Below are 17,338 nucleotides of genomic sequence, written 5' to 3'. Positions count from 1 at the left end.
GCCTCCTACGGGCGTTGCGTCGACGGATGGATGGCGCCACCGGTGGCCGCCAGCGGCGCTCCGGTGCCGCCCCAGCGCAGCGAGATGATCTCCGCGGCGACGGACACGGCGACCTCCTCGGGCGTACGGGCGCCGAGGTCGAGACCGACCGGTGAGCGCAGCCCGGCCAGCTCGGCCTCGGTGAGACCCGCCTCGACCAGGCGTTTCATACGGTCGTCGTGCGTACGGCGGCTGCCCATCGCCCCGATGTAGGCGGCCGGCCGGCGCAGCGCCTCCTCCAGCAGCGGCACGTCGAACTTGGGGTCGTGGGTCAGGACGCAGATCACCGTGCGCTCGTCGGTGTAGGTCCCGCGGAGGTAGCGGTGCGGCCAGTCGACGATCACCTCCACGGCGTCCGGGAAGCGCTTGGGCGTGGCGAACACCGGGCGCGCGTCGCAGACCGTGACCCGGTAGCCGAGGAAGGTGCCGATGCGGGCGACGGCGGCCGCGTAGTCGATCGCGCCGAAGACCAGCATGCGCGGCGGCGGGGCGAAGGAGTGCAGGAAGACGGTGACCGCGTCCTCGCGGCGCTCGCCGTGAGGGCCGTAGTGGCGCAAGCCCGTTGCGCCGAGGGCGAGTTCGCCGCGCGCGTCGGCGGTGACGGCCACGTCCAGGCCGGTCGACCCGAGCGTGCCGGAGACCTTGTCGGGCCAGACGGAGAGGGTGGCCCCGATCGGCGCGGGCCCGTCCGTCACCGTCGCCACGGTCACCGGGCGGCCCGCCGCGACGGACTCCGCGACCTCCGTGAAGCCCGGATCGGTCGCCCCCGTGACGGGCCGGATCAGCAGCGTGATCTCGCCTCCGCAGGTGAGGCCGACCGCGAAGGCGTCCTCGTCGCTGTATCCGAAGGTCTCCAGCCGTGCCTCGCCGCTCTCCACGACCTCCTTGGCGAGCTCGAACACCGCGCCCTCGACGCAGCCGCCCGAGACACTCCCCACGACCTCGTCGCCGGGACCCACCGCCATGGCCGCGCCGGGATCGCGCGGTGCGCTGCGGCTGACGGTGACGACGGTGGCGAGTCCGAAGGGAGCGCCCGCCGTGTACCACTGACCGAGGGCCGGGAGGATGTCACGCACGATCGGCTCCTTCCACGAGGGCCCGCTCGGCCCCGCGTACCACTGCTGCCAGCTGTTCCAGCGCCGCCAGGCTGTGGCCCGCGACGAAGGCGTCCACGCTCGGCAGCGCCGCCGCCATCCCGGCGGCGAGGGGCGCGTAACCGGGGCGTGCCTTGAGGGGGTTGGCCCAGATCACCCGGTGCGCCAGCCGGTGCAGGCGGCGCATCTGGATGCCGAGCAGCTCCGGGTCGCCGCGTTCCCAGCCGTCGGACAGCAGCACCACGACCGCCCCGCGCGCCATGCCCCGCTGCCCCCAGCGGTTCAGGAACTCGCGCAGCAGCTCCCCGAGCCGGGTGCCCCCGCGCCAGTCGGGCACGGCCGCCGCGAGGGCGGTCATCGCCAAATCAGGGTCGCGGTGCGACAGTTCGCGGGTCACGCGGGTCAGCCGGGTGCCGATCGTGAAGACCTCCGTACGGCTGCCACGGGCGGCCGCGTGCGCGAAGCGCAGCAGCGCGTCCGCGTACGGCGCCATCGAACCGCTGATGTCCACGAGCAGCACGACCCGCCGCGGCCGATCGGCCCGGGTGTGCCGGCGCAGCCGGGCGGGCTCCCCGCCGAGCCGCAGCAGTTCGCGCACCGTGCGGTGCGGATCGACGTCCCCGCGCCGGGCCGGCCGCCGGCGCGCGGTGCGCCGCACCTCGCCGCGCAACGCCAACGCGGCCAAAAGACGGCGCAGTTGCTCACGTTCGGCGGAGTCCAGGTCGGCGACGTCACGGTGGCGCAGGACCTCGGAGGCACTGGCCAGCGCGGCCGCGGGCGGTCCCTGCGGGTCCTCCTCCCGGTCGGCCGCTCCGGGTTCGGGACTCTCCCGCATGACCAGCCGCAGCCGCGGCGGGGGAGTGCCGGGCGCCGTCCGCCCGGCCGGCAGCCCGCCCCCGAAGTAGGCGGCGAACACCCGCTCGAAGCGCTCCAGGTCGTCCCGTCCGCCGCACAGCGTGAGCCGTCCCGCCCAGTACACGTCGGCCCGCATCCCGGGCCGCAACTCGTCCACCGCCCGCAGGAAGGCGTGCACCCGCTCGGCGCTCGCATCGACCCCGGCGGCCCGCAGGGCGCGCGCGAAGCCGAGCAGGACGGCGTCGGCGTGCCCGCAGTCCGGAACCTGCCCGCTGTCCGGACCCTGCCCACGGCCCGGACCGTGCCCGCCGCCGCGCCCCCGACTCCCGCTCTCCACCCACCCGGTGCCGTGCGCCACAACGCTCACGCCCCTCGCGCCGCGAGCACCGCCGCCAGATCGAGCCCTTTGGCCCGCTCCGCGTCCTCGCGGTACTTCAGGACCGAACCCAGCGTCGCCACGGCCAGTTCGGCGTCCACCTCGGTCGCGCCCAGCGCGTCCAGAGCCTCCGTCCAGTCGATCGTCTCGGCGACCCCCGGCGGCTTGAGCAGGTCCTGGGAGCGCAACGCCTGCACCAGCGTGGTCACCTGCTCCGCCAGCCGCGCCGACACACCGGGCAACCGCCGTCGTACGATGGCCAGTTCGCGGGCGAAGCCCGGGTGGTCGAACCAGTGGTACAGGCAGCGCCGCTTCAGCGCGTCGTGCACCTCGCGGGTGCGGTTGGAGGTCAGCACCACCACCGGGGGCACCTCGGCGCGCAGGGTGCCCAGCTCCGGGATCGTGACCGAGAACTCCGACAGCAGCTCCAGCAGGAACGCCTCGAACTCGTCGTCGGCACGGTCGATCTCGTCGACCAGCAGCACCGACGGCTGCGTCTCCAGCGCCTTGAGCAGCGGCCGGGCGACCAGGAAACGCCGGTCGTACAGCTCGCCCTCCAGACGGTCGGCGTCCGTGACACCTGCCGCCTCCGCGGCCCGCAGGTGCAGCAGCTGACGGGGGAAGTCCCAGTCGTACAGGGCCTGTGAGGCGTCGATGCCCTCGTGGCACTGCAACCGGATCAGCGGCGCGCCGAGCGCCTCGGCGAGGGCGGACGCCAGCGCGGTCTTGCCCACGCCCGCGTCGCCCTCGCAGAAGATCGGCCGGTGCAGCCGCACGGCCAGGAAGCAGGCCGTCGCCAGCCCGTCGTCGACGAGGTATCCCGTCTCCTCCAGGCGGGCCCGGACCTGCTCCGGGCCGTCGATGTCCGCGCTCGGGTCGTGCTTGTGCGTGATCGGTCCTCACCCCATTCCGGCGGCGGTCAGCACCGCCCGCCTGGTGAGCACCCGCGCCAGGTGCTCGCGGTACTCGGGGGAGGCCGACATGTCCTGCGACGGGTGCGTCCCCTCGGCGGCCGCCTCGGTGGCCCGCTGCACGGCCTCGGCGTCCCCGGCTCCGGTCAGGGCCTCCTCGGCGGCCGAGGCGCGCACGGGAGTCGAGCCCATGTTGGTCAGGCCGATCCGCGCCTCGGCGATGTGCCCGTCGTCGCGCCGTACCAGCGCGGCCACGCCGACGATCGCGTAGGCCTGTGCCACCCGGTGGAACTTCTCGTAGTGGAAGCCCCAGCCGTCCGCCTTCGGCACCCGCACCTCCACCAGGAGTTCGTCGGGCGCCAGCGCGGACTGCAGGTAGTCGACGAAGAACTCACGTGCGGGGATCGTGCGCCTGCCGCCCGGTCCCTGCGCCACCAGCTCGCCGTCGAGAGCCAGCACCACCGCGGGCAGGTCCGCGGCCGGGTCGGCGTGCGCGAGCGAGCCGCCGAGGGTGCCCCGGTGGCGTACGGCGGGATCCGCGACGGTCGCCGTGGCGGACGCCAGCAGGGCCGCGTGCCGGCGCACCAGCGGGTCGTGGATGACGTCGTGGTGCGTGGTCATCGCGCCGATGACGAGCGTGGCGCCGTCCTCGCGCACCCCGCGCAGCTCGGCGATGCGGCCGACGTCCACGACCAGTTCGGGAAAGGCCAGCCGCAGCCTCATCAGCGGCAGCAGGCTCTGCCCGCCGGCCAGTACCTTCGCCTCCTCGCCGGCGTCGGCGAGCGTGCGCACCGCCTCGTCGACCGTGGCCGGCCGGGTGTAGTCGAATGCCGGGGGAATCATGCCTGGGCCTCCCTCACCGCTCGCCAGACCCGCTCGGGGGTGCAGGGCATCTTGATGTCGTCGACCCCCAGGGGACGCAGCGCGTCCACGATCGCGTTGACCACGGCCGGCGTCGACGCGATGGTCCCGGCCTCGCCGACTCCCTTGACGCCCAGGGGATTCGAGGTGGCCGGCGTCTCGGTCCGGTCGGTGGTGAACTCGGGCAGGTCCGCCGCCGACGGCACGAAGTAGTCCGCCATCGTGCCGGAGACCAGGTTGCCCTCGTCGTCGTACACGGCCTCCTCGTACAGCGCCTGTGCGATGCCCTGCGCGAGACCGCCGTGCACCTGTCCCTCGACGATCATCGGGTTGACGACCTTGCCCACGTCGTCGACGCAGACGTAGGAGCGGATGTGCGTCTGCCCCGTCTCGGTGTCGACCTCCACGGCGCACAGATGGGTGCCGTGCGGGTAGGAGAAGTTGTCCGGATCGAGCAGGTGCTCGGCGTTGATGCTGGGTTCGATGCCGTCCGGCAGGTCGTGCGAGGTGAAGGTCTCGAAGGCGATCTCCTGGATCGTCTTGCGGGCCTCCGGGGAGCCCTTCACGGAGAACACGCCGTCCGTGAAGTCCAGGTCCTGCTCGCTCGCCTCGAGGAGATGGGCGGCCACCTTCCGCGCCTTGTCGACCACCTTCTGCGCGGCGTGGTGGACGGCGGACCCGCCCACGACCAGCGACCGCGACCCGTAGGTGTCCATGCCCTGCGGGGACGCCTTGGTGTCGCCGTGCACCACCTCGACGTCCTCGAACGGCACGCCCAGCACGTCGGCGGCGATCTGGCTCCAGCAGGTCACATGGCCCTGGCCGTGCGGGCTGGTGCCGGTGACGACCTCGACCTTGCCGGTCGGCAGCATCCGGATGCTCGCCGCCTCCCAGCCGCCGGCCGCGTACCTGAGGTCGCGCAGCACCCGGCTCGGTGCGAGCCCGCACATCTCGGTGTACGTCGACACGCCGATCCCCAGGCGGACGGCGTCGCCCCGGCGATTGCGGTCGGCCTGCTCCGCGCGCAGCTTGTCGTAGTCGAACAGCGCGAGGGACTTCTCCGTGGCGGCCTCGTAGTTCCCGCTGTCGTACGTCAGACCCGCGATCGAGGTGTACGGGAACTCCTCGTGCCCGATCCAGTTCCGGCGCCGCAACTCCACCGGATCCAGGCCGAGTTCCGCGGCCAGGTCGTCCATGATGCGTTCGATGGCGTACGTCGCCTCCGGGCGCCCGGCGCCGCGGTAGGCGTCGGTGGGCGTGCGCGTGGTGAAGACGCCGGTGCAGGTGAAGTCGTAGGAGTCCATCTTGTAGATGGCCGGGTACATGAAGGCGCCCAGGATCGGGATGCCCGGGGTGACGAGCATCAGGTACGCGCCCATGTCGGTCAGCAGGTCGACCTTGAGGCCGAGCAGCTTGCCGTCCCGGTTCGCGGCGATCTCAAGGTCCTGGATCATCCCGCGGCCGTGGTGGGTGGCCAGGAAACCCTCGGAACGGGACTCGGTCCACTTCACCGGCCGGCCGATCTTCCGCGCGACGGCGAGGGCGAGGGCCTCCTCGCCGTACACCTGGAGCTTGGAGCCGAAGCCGCCGCCGACGTCGGGGGCGATCACCCGGATCTTGTGCTCGGGGATGCCGGTGACCACGGCCATCATGACGCGCAGGATGTGCGGGATCTGGGTGGCGGAGTACAGCGTGTACTCGCCGGATGCGGCGAGCGGGGTGGCGACGACCGCGCGCGGCTCCATCGCGTTGGGGATGAGCCGCTGGTGGTGGTAGCGCCGCTTGAGGGTGACCTCGGCGCGCTGCCGTACGGAGTCGAAGTCCTCGCCCGTCTTCAGCGGCCAGACGTAGCTGCGGTTGGTGCCCTTGTCCGAGTGGACCAGGGGGGAGCCCTCGGCGAGCGCGGCCTCCAGGTCCAGGACCGGGGGCAGCGGCTCGTAGTCGACCTCGATCGCCTCGAGGGCGTCGGCGGCCGCATAGCGGTCACGGGCCACCACGAGCGCGACCGGGTCTCCCGCGTAGCGCACCTCGTCGACGGCCATCGGCGGGTGGTCGGGCAGCACGATGTCCTCGGTGACCGGCCAGGCGCAGGGCAGCGAGCCCAGGCCCTCGGCGAGGTCGGCGCCGCTGAACGCCGCGATGACGCCCGGGCGTTCGAGCGCGGGCGAGACGTCGACGCGGGTGATGCGGGCGTGCGCCATCGGGCTGCGCAGGATCGCCATGTGGAGCAGTCCGTTGACGCTGATGTTGTCGGTCCAGTTGGTCTGGCCGGTGATCAGCCGGGCGTCCTCCTTGCGGGCCCGGGCGCGGCCGACCTCGGGTTCCACGGCCTGGTCGGTCATGCCGGGACCTCCTCTTCGGAGGCGGCCTGTACGGCCCGCACGATGTTCTGGTAGCCGGTGCAGCGGCAGAGGTTGCCCTCCAGGGCGTGGCGGATCTCGTCCGCGGTGGGGTGCGGGTGCTCGCGGAGCAGGTCGCGGGCGGCCATCAGCATCCCCGGGGTGCAGTAGCCGCACTGGAGGGCGTGTTTCTCGTGGAAGGCACGCTGGAGGGTGGTCAGCTCACCGTCGCGGGCGAGCCCCTGGACGGTGGTCACCTCGCCTCCGTCGGCCTGTACGGCGAGGACGGAGCAGCTCTTCACGCTCATGCCGTCCAGTTCGACCGTGCAGGCCCCGCAGTTGGAGGTGTCGCACCCGATCGGGGTGCCGGTCAGACCGAGGCGTTCGCGCAGGTAGTGGACCAGGAGGAGACGAGGTTCCACGTCGTCCTCGTACGTCGTTCCGTCCACCTTCACCGAGATGTGGGTCATTGGCCCTCCCAGGACCACGGGGACGTGATGTTCGTCACTCTATGACCGAGCAGGGACGACGGCGAGTGCTGTGGCGCAGTTCGTTGAGCGTTAATCCATTGCCGCCGTGGGTCCGGCTCTGCTGGACTTTCCCGAGTCCCGCCGTCACGCGATCCAGGAGAAGCAATGCGCACACCGCTCATGTCCACCCAGGAAGGAACGATCCCCTCTCTTAAGGACATGAAGCTCCGTGCACATGCTCAACCTCGGCATCCTCGCTCACGTAGACGCAGGTAAGACCAGCCTCACCGAGCGGCTGCTGCACACGGTCGGCATCACCGACGAGATCGGCAGCGTCGACGCCGGCAGCACCCGCACCGACACCCTCGCGCTGGAGCGCCGGCGCGGCATCACCATCAAGTCCGCGGTCGTGTCGTTCGCGATCGACGACGTCACGGTCAACCTCATCGACACCCCCGGCCACCCTGATTTCATCGCCGAGGTGGAGCGGGTGCTCGGCGTGCTCGACGGCGCCGTCCTGGTCGTCTCGGCCGTCGAGGGCGTCCAGGCGCAGACCCGCATCCTGATGCGGACCCTCCAGCGGCTGCGCATCCCGACCCTGCTGTTCGTCAACAAGATCGACCGCCGCGGCGCCCGCTACGAGGGAGTCCTGCGCCAGATCTCTGAGCGGCTCACGCCGGCGGCCGTGGTGATGGGGTCGACGGGGGCGCTGGGCACGGCCGGCGCCTGGTTCCGGCCGGGGCTCGGGGCGCAGGCGCTGGAAGTGCTGGCCGATCATGACGATGAGCTGTTGGCCGCGTATGTGGAGGGGGGTGGGGTGGTGGGGGGAGATGGGCTCTCGCAGGTGGAGGCCAGTGGTATGTCACATGCCACGGGTGGTGGTAGGTCACATGGCACGGGCGGTGGGGTGCAAGGGGGTGATGGGCTTGTGCAGGTGGACGCGGGTGGTATGTCACATGGCGCCGCCAGTGGTATGTCACATGACACCGGGGGCGGGGTATCCCGTGTCACCCCTCACGCCTTGCACGCAGCCCTGATCCCCCAGACCCGCCAGGCCCTCGTCCACCCCGTCTACTTCGGCTCCGCCATCACGGGCGCCGGCGTGGCGGAGCTGATCACCGGGATCAAGGAGCTCCTGCCCCCGGCCGGCGGTGACCCCGACGGGCCGGTCTCGGGCACCGTCTTCAAGGTCGAGCGGGGCCCGGCGGGGGAGAAGGTGGCGTACGCGCGGATGTTCTCCGGGACGCTGCGTACCCGTGACCGTATCCCGTTCGGGGAGACCCGCCAGGAAGGCAGGGTCACCGCGATCAGCGTCTTCGACCAGGGCGCCGACGCCCGGGCCGACGCGGTGCCCGCGGGCCGGATCGCCCGGCTGTGGGGCCTGACCGACATCAGGATCGGCGACGCGATCGGCGAGCCGCGTAAGGCGTACGAGCACTTCTTCGCCCCGCCGACACTGGAGACGGTGGTCGTCCCTGGCCCGGGCGTGGACGGCCGGAAGTTGCATCTCGCGCTGGTCCGGCTCGCCGAACAGGACCCGCTGATCGACCTGCGCCACGACGAGGTGCGGCAGGAGACGGCCGTGTCGCTGTACGGCGAGGTGCAGAAGGAGGTCATCGAGGCCACCCTCGCCGAGGACTTCGGGCTCGACGTCACCTTCCGTGAGACCACGACGATCTGCATCGAGCGGCCGGCCGGGACGGGAGCGGCGGCGGAGTTCAACAAGAAGGACGAGAATCCCTTCCTGGCCACCGTCGGGCTGCGCGTCGACCCCGCCCCGGCCGGCTCCGGCGTCGGCTTCCGCCTGGAGGTGGAACTGGGCGCCATGCCGTACGCCTTCTTCAAGGCCGTCGAGGACACCGTCAGGGAGGCCCTCGGGCAGGGTCTGCACGGCTGGCAGGTCACCGACTGCACCGTCACGATGACCCACTCGGGTTACTCGCCCCGGCAGAGTCATGCCCACCAGGGTTTCGACAAGAGCATGTCCAGCACGGGCGCGGACTTCCGCGGGGTGACCCCGCTGGTCCTGATCGAGGCGCTGCGGCGGGCGGGCACCCAGGTGTACGAGCCGATGCACCGCTTCCGGCTGGAGGCCCCGGCCGACACGCTGGGCGCCCTGCTGCCGGTGCTCGCAGCGCTGCGAGCGGTGCCGCAGGCGACCGAGACGCGGGGCGCCGCCTGTGTGCTGGAGGGCGCGGTCCCGGCGGGCCGGGTGCACGAACTGGAGCAGCGGCTGCCCGGACTGACGCGCGGCGAGGGCGAGTTGGAGAGCGCTTTCGATCACTACGCACCGGTCGCGCACGGAGTGGTTCCCGAACGTCCGCGCACCGACCACAACCCCCTCAACCGCAAGGAGTATCTGTTGAACGTCACCCGCCGGGTGGGGAGTTGAGCCGGGACCGGTAGGGGATGCCGCCAAAATCCTGATACTTACTCAGGAGTCAGAACTATTGACGGTGTCAGGACATCGCCGGACTGTAGTGGACATGCCGAATATCCGGGCCCGTCTGCTCGTTGTTCTGGTTGTCCTCCTCGGATCCCTGACGGTGGCGGGTGCGCCGCCCGCCACCGCCGCCACTCTCCCCGGCTCCCTCTGGTTCGACGAAACGCCGCTCACCGTGCGGAACGGCCGATTCGTCGACGGCGACGGCCGCGAGGTCGTGCTGCGCGGCTACAACGTCTCCGGCGAGACCAAGCTGGAGGAGAACAGCGGCCTGCCCTTCGCCTCGGTGACCGACGCGAAGAAGTCGGCGACCGCGTTGCGCGCGCTGGGAGGCGGAAACTCGGTCCGCTTCCTGCTCTCCTGGGCCCATGCCGAGCCCACCCGGGGAGCGGTCGACCCGGCCTACCTGGCCGCCGTCACCGCCCAGATGCGCGCCTTCCTCGACGCCGGCATTCGCGTGTACCCCGACTTCCATCAGGACCTGTACTCACGCCACCTCTTCAACCCGGGCAGCTGGTACACGGGTGACGGTGCCCCCAAGTGGGCCGTGGCGCTGGGCAGTTATCCGCAGGAGTCGTGCGGGATCTGCCTGTTCTGGGGCCAGAACATCACCCAGAACCAGGCTGTGACCAAAGCCCAGTACGACTTCTGGCACAACACCTACGGCCTTCAGGACTCCTTCCTCGACACCGCGCAGAAGACGATGGCGTACGTCGGACAGCACCTGAGCGAGGCCGAGTTCGCGGGCATCGTCGGATTCGACCCGTACAACGAGCCCTACGCCGGCAGCTACGACTCGGGCCAGGGTAGCCGCAGTTGGGAGCAGAGCCTGCTGTGGCCGTTCTACGAGAGGTTCCGGGCACGGATGGACGCGGCCGGCTGGCAGGACAAGCCCGCCTTCGTCGAGCCGAACCTCTTCTGGAACGCCAACATCGACACGCAGAAGCAGGAGGGCGGCCTCCTCGACGCGGGCACGCTCGGCCCCCGCTACGTCTTCAACACACACTTCTACGACCAGAAAGCCATCTCCGGCATCCTGATGTGGGGCAACGCCTCAGACGGCCAGTACGCCACCGACTTCGGGACGATCCGCGACCGCGCCTCGGCGGCCGGCACGGCCGCGGTCGTGAGCGAGTTCGGGCACCCGCTGTCCGGTACGGTCTCCGGGAAGGCGCCGACGGTCGACAAGGCCATGTACCAGGCACTGGACTCCCGTGTTCCCGGGGCGAGTTGGTGGACCGGCCCGTCGGCCTCCGGGCCGGTGCTCAGCGGCAGCCAGTGGCAGTGGGACATCTACAGCGGGCGCCATCACGAGCTGATGAACGACAACCCCGACAAGGTGCGGACGTCGGGGGACGCCTGGAACGACGAGGACCTCTCCGCCGTGCGGCTCGACGACTCCGGCGCGGTGGCACTGCGTCAGGACGCCCGGCTGCTGGACCGCGTCTACCCGAGCGCCACCGCCGGGACGACGCTCGCCTTCACGTACGAGGACCGCTCGCGCGACGGTTCCACGACCCTGACCTGGAACCCGGTGCCGAGTTCACTGCCGAACGTGTCGCAGCTGGTCGGCTCCGGCCAGTACGGCCTGCTCGTCTGGCGCTCGGGCTCAGGCTCAGCCCCCACCGAACTCCACCTGCCCGCCTCCTTCCCGACCTCGACCACCACGGTGGTCTCCGACCTCGGCACGGCGTACGCCCCGCCCGCCTACACCCCGTCGGCCCCGATCGCCGCGGCCCCCGAACCGGGCGGCACAGGCAGCCGCCGTCTCCTGCTCACCGACTCGGACTCGGGCGTCCTGCACTACGCCCTGGTGACGAACGGCGCGACGTCCCCGCCGGCCACCCTGCTGAACGCGGCCAGGTCGGAGCTGTCGGCCTGGGCGGCGGGGCACTTCTGACGGGGGGGATACGAGGGCGCGGCCGAGGGGCGGAGAGGAGGGCGCGGCCGAGGGGCGGAGAGGAGGGCGCGACCGAGGGGTGGAGACGTGGGCGCTGGGCCGCCGTGAACCGCCGGAGCGCGCTAGCCCGGCACCTTCTCCGCCGAGGCCGAGGAAGAAGCCCACCACGATCAGCGCGCCGTAGGAACCCTTCGCCGGGATGAGCAGCCGCACCGGCACGATGGTCAGGGCGCTCACCAGCGGGAACATCAGCCGCGCCCCATAGCGGTCGGTGAGCGCGCCCACCGGTACCCGCCCGACCGAGCCGACCAGCACCGGGACCGCGACGAGCAGGGACTGCGCGGAGGAGCTCATGTGCAGGCGCTCGTCGAAGTTGCCGGCCGGCGGGGCGACGAGGTTCCAGGCCCAGAAGGTGAGGGTGAAGCCGAGGGTCGCGACCACGAGGTTGCGCCAGGCCGCGGCGGGCGGCCGGCCCGGTGCGGTTCCCGGATCACTGCGGGGCGGTCTTGTGGTCGCTGATGCGGCCGGTCATGAGCATGCTCCAGCTTCGCCGTGCCGGGCACCCGGCGGCCGACGGCGGCTCCGGGGCCGTCCGATCTCCCACGACGCCCCTCATCATTTGCGGTGCCCGGCGGGTCCGCATCTCGGAGGCGGGCCCGCCGGGAGACCGCGCGAACGGCGCCGGACACTGTGGTCCGGCGCCGTCCGGCAGGGGGTCAGCGACCGGACGGCCCCGTCCAGTCGGCCTGCACATGTCCGAGCCGCACCCGCTGGGGGTGGTCGCCGACCGCGACGGACGTGACCTTCTGCCCGGTCGCGAAGTCGATGGCGGTGACCTGGTCGGCGCCGCTCTCCGAGATGATGCAGTCCTTGCCGTCACCGCTGACCGTGGCCCAGTAGGGCTTGGACGCGGTGATCAGCGGTCCCTCCTGGAGCGTGGCGCGGTCGACGACGGTCGCGTAGTCGTCCATCGTGCCCGCGACGCACAGCTTGGTGCCGTCGGGGTTCATCGAAATGCCGTGGTGGCGCGAGTCGTTGACCCAGGTGGTGCGGTCCTCGCTGGTCGCCGGGTTCTTCGGCAGCGTCTTCATCCGGGTGATCTTGTCGGCGGCGACGTCGTACTCGAAGAAGCCGTTGAAGAAGGACACCTGGAAGTAGAGCTTCGACTCGTCGGGTGAGAAGACGGCCGGGCGGACGGCGTCGGAGAAGTCCTTCAGACCGAACGCGTCGAGCCGCTGCCGCATGTCGATCGTCCTGACCTGCTTGTACGTCGTCGCGTCCACGACCGTGATGTGCCGGTCGCCCTTCGTCCAGTCCCAGGCCGGGTCGTCGAGGGAGGTGTTGACGTCCCCGATGGCCATGTTCCAGATGTACTTGCCGTCCTTGGTGAAGATGTTCTCGTGCGGCTTGTCGCCCGTCGCGAACGAGCCCAGCTGCTTTCCCGTGTCGATGTCCAGCACATGCACGGTGTTCGAGGTCGAGGCGGACACCGCCACGCGGGTGCCGTCGGGGGAGACGGCCATGTGGTCGGAGCGGTAACCCGACACGGGGAAGCGCCAGTTGATGCTGCCGGTGGCGAGGTCGATCGAGACGACGTCGGCGAAGCTCGGCCGCGAGACCACCACCGACCTGCCGTCCGGCGTGGAGTACATGTCGTCGACGAACTGGTCGTGGCCCTCGCCGACGCCGTTGCGGATCGCCATGAAGTAGATCCACTTGACCGGGTCGGCGTTGATCTCGGCCATCCGCTGGTCCTTGTCCGGGACGACGTTGAGACGGCCGACCTTCGCGAAGTCGCCGCTGGACTTGATGACGTCCGCGGTGCCGTCCCAGTTGTTGCCGACGAACATCACCTCGCGCAGGGCGGTGGCGGAGGCCGAGTCGGTGGCAGTGGCAGTGGCAGTGGCAGTGGCGGCGGTCGCGGGAGCGGTGACGGTCAGGACGAGGGCGGCGGCCATGGAGCAAAGGTGCCTGGGTCTGAAGGCAGGCATGAGTGCTCTCTCCTCTGGAAGGTGGGGCGGGCAGGCGGAAGCGGAGGTGCGCGTGCTGACGTGATCGGTGCATGCCAAACGAAGAACGCGAATCTGAAGTGAGATGCCTTCAGATTCCTACTTACTGGAAAGTAAGGAAGAGGCGCCCTTCTCCACAAGACTGCGTACACGACAAAATTGGCGGAGGGCGACGAGGGAGGTTCAGTGGCGGGCAGGCTCAAGGCGCCGACCGGGCGGTACGGGGGCAGGACCGCCGCGGAACGACAGGCCGAGCGGCGCGGGAGGTTCCTGGACGCCGCGCTCGAACTGTTCGGCGCCGACCCCGGCTACCGGGCCACCACGGTCGCCGCGCTGAGCGAGGCCGCCGGTCTGTCCACCCGGCAGTTCTACGAGGAGTTCCGCACCCTCGAAGACGTGCTGGCCGCGCTGCACCTCCAGGTCAACGACTGGGCCGAGGAGGCCGTCCTCACCGCCTTCGCCGCGGTGGAGGGCCGGCCGCTCGCCGAGCGCGTCACCGACATCTTCCGCGCCTACGCCGCCAACGTCGCGGGCGATACGCGCCGGATCCGCATCACCTTCGTCGAGATCATCGGTGTGAGCGCCCGCCTCGAGGAACAGCGCCTCGCCCGCCGTTCCCGCTGGGTGGACCTCATATGCGCCGAGGCGGACGCGGCAGCCGCCCGCGGCGAAGCGGCCCCCCGCGACTACCGCATCGCCGCGACGGCCTTCATCGGCAGTGTCAACGGCCTCCTGCACGACTGGAGCGCGGGGTGGGTGAACGCGACGCTGGACGAAGTGGTGGACGAACTGGTCCGGCAGTTGCTGGCCATCATGCGGCCCGCGGGGTGGGGGGAGAGGTGACCGGCCGCTGACGCCACGGCCCGGCCTCCGGGCCGACCGTGCGGCGCGCCCCTGACCGTCGGCCGCTTCGCGCCTGTCGCTTCCGTTGACTTCCCTCTCCGGGGCGCTCTACTTTCGGCGCGCGATGTGTTCGGTTCACCGATCTGTGTTCGGGATATCGAATAACAGCCGCTGTCCGTGCGGGAGTTCCCCCCATGAAGGAGTCGTATGAACCCCCCTCCGCGCTTGCCTCGCAGAAGACTCGCCCCCTACTGCGGAGCCACCGCCGTACGTCTGCTCGCCCTCGTCCTGACCGCGGCGGCCGCGTTCCTCTTCGCGACGCCCGCCCCCGCACAGGCGGCGACGACGACCCGTCAGATCGCCGTGCCCACGGCCCCCATGGGCTGGGCCTCATGGAACAGCTTCGCCGCCAAGATCGACTACAGCGTCATCAAGCAGCAGGTCGACGCGTTCGTCGCGGCCGGGCTGCCGGCGGCCGGATACAAGTACATCAACATCGACGAGGGCTGGTGGCAGGGCACCCGCGACAGCGCGGGCAACATCACCGTCGACACGGGTGAGTGGCCCGGCGGCATGAGCGCCATCGCCGACTACATCCACAGCAAGGGCCTCAAGGCCGGCATCTACACCGACGCCGGCAAGGACGGCTGCGGCTACTACTACCCGACCGGCCGCCCCGCCGCCCCGGGCAGCGGCAGCGAGGGCCACTACGACCAGGACATGCTCCAGTTCTCGAAGTGGGGCTTCGACTTCGTCAAGGTCGACTGGTGCGGCGGCGACGCCGAAGGTCTCGACGCGGCGACGACCTATGGGTCGATCAGCGCCGCGGTCGCGAAGGCCTCCGCCGCCACCGGCCGTCCGCTGACGCTCTCCGTCTGCAACTGGGGCAAGCAGAACCCGTGGAACTGGGCGCCCGGCCAGGCCCCGATGTGGCGGACCAGCACGGACATCATCTACTACGGCAACTCGCCGTCGATGACGAACCTGCTGTCCAACTTCGACCAGACCCTGCACCCGCTCGCCCAGCACACCGGCTACTACAACGACCCGGACATGCTGATGGTCGGCATGAACGGCTTCACGGCGGCCCAGAACCGCACCCACATGAACCTGTGGGCGATCTCCGGCGCACCGCTCCTCGCAGGCAACGACCTCTCCACGATGACGAGCGAGACCGCCGGCATCCTCAAGAACCCCGAGGTCGTCGCCGTCGACCAGGACCCGCGCGGCCTCCAGGGCGTCAAGGTCGCCGAGGACGCCGGCGGACTCCAGGTCTACGGCAAGGTGCTGTCCGGCACCGGCAACCGTGCCGTCGTCCTGCTCAACCGCACCTCCTCCGCCCAGAACATCACCGTCCGCTGGTCCGACCTCGGCCTGACCAACGCCCCGGCGACCGTGCGCGACCTGTGGACACGCTCCAACATCGGTTCCTACGGCACCGGTTACACGACGAGCGTCCCGGCGGGCGGCTCGGTCATGCTGACGGTCACCGGCGGCACCGAAGTGTCGGGCAGCAGCTACACCGGCACGTCGGTCTTCTCCGGCGTGGCCGCCGGCAGCACCGGCGTCAAGGTCGTGGACGTCACCTACACCAACGACACCTCCAGCGCCCGCACCGCGACCCTGAAGGTCGACGGGCAGGGCTCGACGGCCGTCTCCTTCCCGCCCACCGGCTCCTCGCCGGGCACGATCTCGGTCATGGCCGGCCTGGCCAAGGGCTCCACGAACACGCTGACCTTCTCCGGTGCGCCGACCCTGGCCGGCATCACGGTCCGCCCGCTGCCGGGAGCCGACGGCAACCAGGTCGTCGGCACCCAGTCCGGCCGCTGCCTGGACATCTACGACAACACCGTCTCCAACGGCACCCAGGCCGAGCTCTGGGACTGCAACGGCGGCCAGAACCAGACCTGGACGCACACCTCCCGCAAGGAGCTGGTGGTCTACGGCGACAAGTGCCTCGACGCCTACAACCTCGGCACGGCGAACGGCACCAAGGTCGTCATCTGGGACTGCAACGGCCAGGACAACCAGAAGTGGAACGTCAACAGCGACGGCACGATCACCAACGTCCACGCCGGGCTCTGCCTGGACGCCTACGACAACGGCACGGCCAACGGAACCGACATGGTGCTGTGGAGCTGCAACGGCCAGGCCAACCAGAAGTGGACGCTGCCGTAGCGCCGGCCTAGGCGAGCGGCAGCAGCAGGACGCCGGCCGCCACGACCGCGGCGCACGCCAGCAGCCAGCCGGCCAGCAAGCGCCGCCGCAGGCCGCGGTAGACCTCCTCGTACTCGCCCCGCACCTCGCGGGCACGCTCCGCCGTGTACTGCCACGAGACGCGGGCGAGTACGAGGTACTCCGTCTCGAACCGGCGCTCCACTTCCTCCCGTTGAGCCTCGGTGAGCCAGCCGAACGGCGCGCTGAACCGCGCGGCGGCCGTGCGGCCCTCCTCGCGGGCGGCGGCGATCAGCAGGTGCCCCTCGATCTCGGTCAGGAGCACCTGCGCGTCCTCATTGCTCATGTCGACGTCAACTCCCGCTCCGAAGCGGCCACTTGTGGATGGTGCAGGTCGAACGCCGGGGACTCGCTGCGGATGCGGGGGAGTGCCGTGAAGTTGTGACGCGGGGGTGGGCAGGACGTCGCCCACTCCAGCGAACGGCCGTAGCCCCAGGGGTCGTCGGCTTCGACCTTCTTGCCGTACTTCGCGGTCTTCCAGACGTTGTAGAAGAAGGGGAGGAGCGACGATCCGAGGAGGAACGAGAAGATCGACGACACGGTGTTGAGTGTCGTCAGGCCCTCCGCCGCCAGGTAGTCGGGAATCCGCCGCTGCATACCGTTCGCGCCCAGCCAGTGCTGGACCAGGAAGGTGCCGTGGAAGCCGATGAACAGCATCCAGAACGTCATTTTGCCGAGGCGCTCGTCGAGCATCTTGCCGGTGAACTTGGGCCACCAGAAGTGGAATCCGGAGAACATCGCGAAGACGACCGTGCCGAAGACGACGTAGTGGAAGTGCGCGACGACGAAGTACGAGTCCGAGAGATGGAGGTCGATGGGCGGCGAAGCGAGCATCACGCCCGTCAGTCCACCGAAGAGGAACGTCACGAGGAAGCCGGTCGCCCAGAGCATCGGGGTCTCGAAGCTCAGTGACCCCTTCCACATGGTGCCGATCCAGTTGAAGAACTTCACGCCGGTGGGTAC

At 70.6% G+C, this 17,338-nt stretch carries 13 protein-coding genes and 1 pseudogene; 4 read left to right on the top strand and 10 right to left on the bottom strand.

Translation table 11 applies throughout. The features are described from left to right. Window positions 1-5 precede the first annotated feature (5 nt). The 6 genes from ACIBN2_RS45105 to ACIBN2_RS45080 are packed head-to-tail and all read right to left on the bottom strand — an operon-like array spanning window position 6 to window position 6,945. Entirely contained in the window at window positions 6-1,115 is a 1,110-nt protein-coding gene (locus ACIBN2_RS45105; protein WP_399143604.1) for an XdhC family protein, read from the bottom strand. After that, a complete protein-coding gene (locus tag ACIBN2_RS45100) occupies window positions 1,108-2,355 on the bottom strand; it encodes a VWA domain-containing protein (protein ID WP_399143603.1) in 1,248 nt (415 codons plus the stop codon). Before ACIBN2_RS45100 ends, ACIBN2_RS45105 begins: the two co-directional genes overlap by 8 nt. After that, window positions 2,352-3,257 carry an AAA family ATPase gene (locus tag ACIBN2_RS45095; protein ID WP_399143650.1) on the bottom strand — a complete coding sequence of 302 codons (906 nt, stop codon included), beginning with the start codon at window positions 3,255-3,257 and terminating at the stop codon, window positions 2,352-2,354. The genes ACIBN2_RS45100 and ACIBN2_RS45095 overlap by 4 nt, the downstream gene beginning before the upstream one ends. A 6-nt stretch (window positions 3,258-3,263) precedes the next feature. Further along, window positions 3,264-4,118: an FAD binding domain-containing protein gene (locus ACIBN2_RS45090; protein ID WP_399143602.1), complete on the bottom strand. Its 855-nt coding sequence runs from the start codon at window positions 4,116-4,118 to the stop codon at window positions 3,264-3,266. Beyond that, window positions 4,115-6,478 (bottom strand): xanthine dehydrogenase family protein molybdopterin-binding subunit, encoded by a 2,364-nt coding sequence (locus ACIBN2_RS45085; RefSeq protein WP_399143601.1) that lies wholly within the window; start codon window positions 6,476-6,478, stop codon window positions 4,115-4,117. The genes ACIBN2_RS45090 and ACIBN2_RS45085 overlap by 4 nt, the downstream gene beginning before the upstream one ends. Beyond that, the gene (locus ACIBN2_RS45080; RefSeq protein ID WP_399143600.1) at window positions 6,475-6,945 is read right to left on the bottom strand and encodes a (2Fe-2S)-binding protein; all 471 of its coding nucleotides are present in this window, start codon (window positions 6,943-6,945) and stop codon (window positions 6,475-6,477) included. The genes ACIBN2_RS45085 and ACIBN2_RS45080 overlap by 4 nt, the downstream gene beginning before the upstream one ends. A gap of 229 nt (window positions 6,946-7,174) precedes the next feature. Here ACIBN2_RS45080 and ACIBN2_RS45075 point away from each other — a divergent pair, with 229 nt between their 5' ends. Both ACIBN2_RS45075 and ACIBN2_RS45070 read left to right on the top strand, forming a co-directional pair. Then, on the top strand, window positions 7,175-9,337 hold the full coding sequence (locus ACIBN2_RS45075; RefSeq protein ID WP_399143599.1) for a GTP-binding protein: 2,163 nt from the start codon (window positions 7,175-7,177) through the stop codon (window positions 9,335-9,337). 94 nt (window positions 9,338-9,431) lie between these two features. Further along, window positions 9,432-11,288: a cellulase family glycosylhydrolase gene (locus ACIBN2_RS45070; protein ID WP_399143598.1), complete on the top strand. Its 1,857-nt coding sequence runs from the start codon at window positions 9,432-9,434 to the stop codon at window positions 11,286-11,288. A gap of 138 nt (window positions 11,289-11,426) precedes the next feature. Here the strand turns inward: ACIBN2_RS45070 and ACIBN2_RS45065 are convergent. Beyond that, window positions 11,427-11,762: pseudogene (locus ACIBN2_RS45065) on the bottom strand (MFS transporter); the annotation flags it as partial. A gap of 242 nt (window positions 11,763-12,004) precedes the next feature. After that, window positions 12,005-13,279, bottom strand: a complete 1,275-nt coding sequence (locus ACIBN2_RS45060) for a YncE family protein (protein WP_399143597.1) — start codon at window positions 13,277-13,279, stop codon at window positions 12,005-12,007. Window positions 13,280-13,483: 204 nt separating this feature from the next. On the opposite strand from ACIBN2_RS45060, the gene ACIBN2_RS45055 reads away from it, so the two are divergent. Next, window positions 13,484-14,140 carry a TetR/AcrR family transcriptional regulator gene (locus ACIBN2_RS45055; RefSeq protein ID WP_399143596.1) on the top strand — a complete coding sequence of 219 codons (657 nt, stop codon included), beginning with the start codon at window positions 13,484-13,486 and terminating at the stop codon, window positions 14,138-14,140. Window positions 14,141-14,347: 207 nt separating this feature from the next. Continuing rightward, entirely contained in the window at window positions 14,348-16,318 is a 1,971-nt protein-coding gene (locus tag ACIBN2_RS45050) for an RICIN domain-containing protein (protein WP_399143595.1), read from the top strand. 7 nt (window positions 16,319-16,325) lie between these two features. Here ACIBN2_RS45050 and ACIBN2_RS45045 read toward each other — a convergent pair whose 3' ends face one another. Further along, window positions 16,326-16,661, bottom strand: a complete 336-nt coding sequence (locus ACIBN2_RS45045; protein WP_399143594.1) for a hypothetical protein — start codon at window positions 16,659-16,661, stop codon at window positions 16,326-16,328. Then, the coding region (locus ACIBN2_RS45040; protein WP_399143593.1) for a cbb3-type cytochrome c oxidase subunit I at window positions 16,658-17,338 on the bottom strand (681 nt) is incomplete at its 5' end. The genes ACIBN2_RS45040 and ACIBN2_RS45045, both read right to left, overlap by 4 nt.

This window comes from Streptomyces sp. NPDC050534, from assembly GCF_044457745.1.
Lineage (GTDB): Bacteria > Actinomycetota > Actinomycetes > Streptomycetales > Streptomycetaceae > Streptomyces.
The sequence above is the reverse complement of the archived record's forward strand: the minus strand, read 5'-3'. Positions and strand labels throughout refer to the sequence as shown.

Bases quoted from the DNA above. Each gene is read 5' to 3' on its own strand.
- ACIBN2_RS45090 (WP_399143602.1), bottom strand. From the start codon at position 4,118: ATGATTCCCCCGGCATTCGACTACACCCGGCCGGCCACGGTCGACGAG.
- ACIBN2_RS45085 (WP_399143601.1), bottom strand. From the start codon at position 6,478: ATGACCGACCAGGCCGTGGAACCCGAGGTCGGCCGCGCCCGGGCCCGC.
- ACIBN2_RS45080 (WP_399143600.1), bottom strand. From the start codon at position 6,945: ATGACCCACATCTCGGTGAAGGTGGACGGAACGACGTACGAGGACGAC.
- ACIBN2_RS45070 (WP_399143598.1), top strand. From the start codon at position 9,432: ATGCCGAATATCCGGGCCCGTCTGCTCGTTGTTCTGGTTGTCCTCCTC.
- ACIBN2_RS45060 (WP_399143597.1), bottom strand. From the start codon at position 13,279: ATGCCTGCCTTCAGACCCAGGCACCTTTGCTCCATGGCCGCCGCCCTC.
- ACIBN2_RS45050 (WP_399143595.1), top strand. From the start codon at position 14,348: ATGAACCCCCCTCCGCGCTTGCCTCGCAGAAGACTCGCCCCCTACTGC.
- ACIBN2_RS45045 (WP_399143594.1), bottom strand. From the start codon at position 16,661: ATGAGCAATGAGGACGCGCAGGTGCTCCTGACCGAGATCGAGGGGCAC.